Origin of the sequence: Curtobacterium sp. B8, assembly GCF_000333315.1 — a bacterium.
GTDB lineage: Bacteria > Actinomycetota > Actinomycetes > Actinomycetales > Microbacteriaceae > Curtobacterium > Curtobacterium luteum.
The window spans coordinates 1-3,795 of record NZ_BACW01000675.1 but is presented as its reverse complement, the minus strand read 5'-3'; the positions used below and the strand labels follow the sequence as shown (position 1 = coordinate 3,795).

The 3,795-nt window shown below is 74.3% G+C and carries 3 protein-coding genes; 1 reads left to right on the top strand and 2 read right to left on the bottom strand.

The features are described from left to right. Both I59_RS17985 and nudC read right to left on the bottom strand, forming a co-directional pair. Positions 1-1,278, bottom strand: a 1,278-nt coding sequence (locus I59_RS17985) for an ATP-dependent helicase (RefSeq protein WP_022905062.1), incomplete at its 3' end; no start/stop codon positions are given. Next, on the bottom strand, positions 1,275-2,210 hold the full coding sequence (gene nudC, locus I59_RS17980) for an NAD(+) diphosphatase (protein WP_022905061.1): 936 nt from the start codon (positions 2,208-2,210) through the stop codon (positions 1,275-1,277). The genes I59_RS17985 and nudC, both read right to left, overlap by 4 nt. 95 nt (positions 2,211-2,305) lie before the next feature. Here nudC and I59_RS17975 point away from each other — a divergent pair, with 95 nt between their 5' ends. After that, positions 2,306-3,304: a phosphotransferase gene (locus I59_RS17975; RefSeq protein ID WP_042726904.1), complete on the top strand. Its 999-nt coding sequence runs from the start codon at positions 2,306-2,308 to the stop codon at positions 3,302-3,304. Positions 3,305-3,795: the final 491 nt, after the last annotated feature.

Below are 3,795 nucleotides of genomic sequence, written 5' to 3'. Positions count from 1 at the left end.
ACCGACGCGGCGGGTCAGTTCGTCGTCGGTCTGCCGGACCGCCTCACCCCGCATGTGGTGCACGGCGAGCTTCACCTCGGGGCGGTCGAAGAACCGCGTGCCGCCCTGCACCCGGTAGGGCACGCCGGCGCGGCCGAGCGCCGACTCGAGGGCGGCGGACTGCGCGCCGACGCGGAAGAGGACCGCCACGTCGCCCCATGCGGACCCGCCGGCGACCAGGTCCGTGATCGTGCGGGCGACCGTCTGCGCCTCGTCACCGTCGTGCACGCACGCGAGGACCGTCGGTTCCGGACCGGGCGCGGTGCTCTGCGCGACGAGGTCGAGCGCACCCGGACGGCCGCGCATGAGCGTGTTGGCGGCGTGGACGACCTCGCGCGTCGACCGGTAGTTGCGCTCGAGCCGCACGACCGAACCGCGTGGGAACTCCGAGCCGAACCCGAGCAGGAACCCGCTCGACGCCCCGGCGAAGGAGTAGATCGTCTGGCTGGCGTCACCCACCACGCACACGTCGTCACGACCGCCGAGCCAGGCCCGCAGGAGCGCGTGCTGCACGGGCGAGACGTCCTGGTACTCGTCGACGACGAAGAACCGGTACTGCTGCCGGACGTAGGACGCGACCCGCGGTTCCGACTCGACCATGCCGAGCGTGGCGAGGAGGACGTCCTCGAAGTCGAGCTGCCGGCGGTCGTCCTTGAGCTGTTCGTACGAGCGCATGAGGTCGACAACCCGGCGCGGGGAGGTGTCCCGCGGCATCGTCCGGTCCGCTGCAGCGGCTTCGTACTCCTCGAGCGTCAGCATCTGCACCTTGCGCCACTCGACCTCGGCCGCGAGGTCGCGCAGCACCGGGGTGTCGACGTGCAGGCCGACGGTGTCCGCCGCGTGCGCGATCACCCGGCCCTTCTTGTCGACGAGGCGCGGTGCGTGGCCACCGACGGTGTCCGGCCAGAAGTAGCTGAGCTGCGCCATCGCCGCCGAGTGGAAGGTGCGCGCCTGGACCGTCCCCGCCCCGAGCGCGCGCAGGCGGGAACGGAGCTCCCCCGCCGCTCGGGTCGTGAAGGTCAGCGCCAACACGTGGTTCGGCGAGTAGGTCCCGGTCGCGACCCCGTACGCGATCCGGTGCGTGATGGCCCGGGTCTTCCCGGTGCCGGCACCGGCGAGGACCGCGACGGGGCCGAGCAGCGTCCGTGCGACCGCCCGTTGCTCCGGGTCGAGCGCGGCGAGCAGTTCCTCGGCGGACGGCCCCGCGGCACCCGCGGGCGGTGCTGCGGCGCCGCTCACGGCAGGTCCAGCGGGCCGCCGTACCACTCCTCGATGATGGCGCGGGCGATGGAGGTGCGGCCCGGCAGCAGGAGGGTGTCCCCGGCGCGCTCCCGGATCTCGTCGCGGGAGAACCACCGGACGTCGAGGATCTCGACGCCGTCGGGGCGGGCGGTGCTCGGGTCGCCGTCGACCGCGCGGGCCCGGAAGCCGAGCATCAGCGACGCGGGGAACGGCCACGGCTGCGACCCGAGGTACTCCGGCTCCTCGACGCGGACACCGGACTCCTCCCAGACCTCGCGCCGCACGGCGTCCTCGAGGGACTCACCCGGCTCGACGAACCCGGCGAGCAGCGAGTACCGGTCCTGGTCCCACGCCGCGTTCGAGCCGAGGAGGATGCGGTCCTCGGCGTCGGTCACGCCGACGATGATCGCGGCGTCGGTGCGCGGGAAGAGCTCGTGCCCCTCGGGGTCGCGGCGGACCCAGCCACCCGTGGTGACCGACGCCGGGGAACCGGTGCGGGGCGAGAAGCCGTGCACGGCGTGCCAGTTCGCCATCGCGACCGCCTCGACCGCGAGGCCCTGGTCGCGCGCGGACAGCTCCGTGCCGAACATCCGGAGGCTCTCCCAGGCGTCCTCGTCCGGTTCGATCGCGCGTGCGGTGTCCGGGTCGACGAAGGCGGCGACGAATCGGGTGCCGGCCGGGGCGTCGGCGGCGTCGGCGATCGCGCGGCCGAGGTACAGCAGGACGGTGTCCTCGGGGACGTCCGCGGCGGACACGAAGCGCAGCGTGCCGTCGGCGTTCCGGAGCATCTCCGAACCACGGAGCGGGAGGTACCGCGTGGCCGGGTCGTCGCGGAGCACGCTGTCGAGGTCCGGCGTCGTGCGGAACTCCGCGTCGCGGTCGAGTTCGTTCCGGGACAGGGGCAGTCTGGCGGCGAACTCGACGGTCACGGCGGAGGGCTCCTCAGATCAGCGGCTTCGGCCGGGAGTGCCCGGGTCAGCGTGGCGTGCCCGGATGGCGACGACACGGACCTACCCTGATGGGCATGGCGGGATCCCAGTTCACTCTAGCCGCGTTGGCGACGACGGCCGTGCCCGGGCTCGTCGTCACGGGGACACGCACGCTCGGCTCCGCGGCGTCCGGGGACTACGAGTCCGCGGTCCTCCGCGACGCCGACGGCGCCGCACTCGCGATCCGCCGGCCCCGCAACCAGCGGGCCGAAGCGCGCCAGTCGGCCGACCTCGTCGCGATCCGGGCGCTGAGCGCCGGGATCCGCACGCGCCTCCCGTTCGCCGTCGCCGAGTACCGCGGACAGGCCCCGATCGGGTCGACGCGCGCCATCGTGACCACCTACGTCCCCGGCGCCCACCCCGCGCTCCGCGACCTCGCCGACCGCCCCGGTCTCGCCGCCTCGGTCGGCCGTGCGGTGGCGGCGGTCCACCAGCTGCCGACGAGGTTCGTCACCGACGCCGGCCTCCCGTCGCTCACCCCGTTCGAGGTCCTCCGGTCCGCGGTCTCCGTCATGGACCGCGCGGTCGCCACCAAGCTCGTCCCGGCCGCGCTCAAGGAGCGGTGGGAGGGCGCGGCCCGTGACCAGCAGCTGTGGCAGTTCACGCCGACGGTCGTGCACGGCTCGGTCGGCACCGAGGCGCTCCTCGTGGACGGCGACGCCGTGACCGGGGTGCTCGGTTGGGGCGAGCTCCGGCTCGGCGACCCCGCGAAGGACCTCGCGTGGGTGCTCGCCGGGCGGAAGGACGCGTTCGACACGGTCCTCAGCGCGTACGAGACGAACGGCGGCGGCCGTGACCGGCAGCTCGCGCAGCGCGCACGGGTGCACCACGAGCTCGAGACGGCGCAGTGGCTGCTGCACGGCGTGCAGGTGAAGAGCACCGAGGTCGTCGACGACGCGGTCGCGATGATGCACCGGTTGGTCGACGCGGTGCACGCGCCGACGGCAGCGCCGCTGCAGTCGGTGTCCCCGGAGACCATGGAGATCGGCGAGGTCGAGCAGCTGCTGTCGTCGACCGAGCGTCGGCACGGCTGACCCCGGTCGCGCTCGCGCCGAACGGTCACGACTCCCCGCTCACCTCCGGCGACCGGTCACGACCCGTCGCCCCGGATGCCCGTGACCGACGGTTCGTGACCGCCCGGCGACCTGCACACGGCACGTCGCGACCGGCGCGGGCGTGGGCATCACCCGTCCACCGGACGGTCACGACTCCCCGCTCACCTCCGGCGACCGGTCACGACCCGTCGCCCCGGACGCCCGCAACCGACGGTTCGTGACCGCCCGGCGACCTGCGCACGGCACGTCGCGACCGCTCGGCAACCTGCGCACGGCGCGGCGTGACCGGCGCGTGTGTGGGCATCACCCGTCCACCGGACGGTCACGACTCCCCGCTCACCTCCGGCGACCGGTCACGACCCGTCGCCCCGGACGCCCGCAACCGACGGTTCGTGACCGCTCGGCGACCTGTACGCGGCGCGTCGTGACCGCTCGTCGGCCGGCGCACGGCACGGCGCGACCGCCTGGAG

Coding starts and splice junctions, on each gene's coding strand:
- I59_RS17975 (WP_042726904.1), top strand. CDS start 2,306: ATGGCGGGATCCCAGTTCACTCTAGCCGCGTTGGCGACGACGGCCGTG.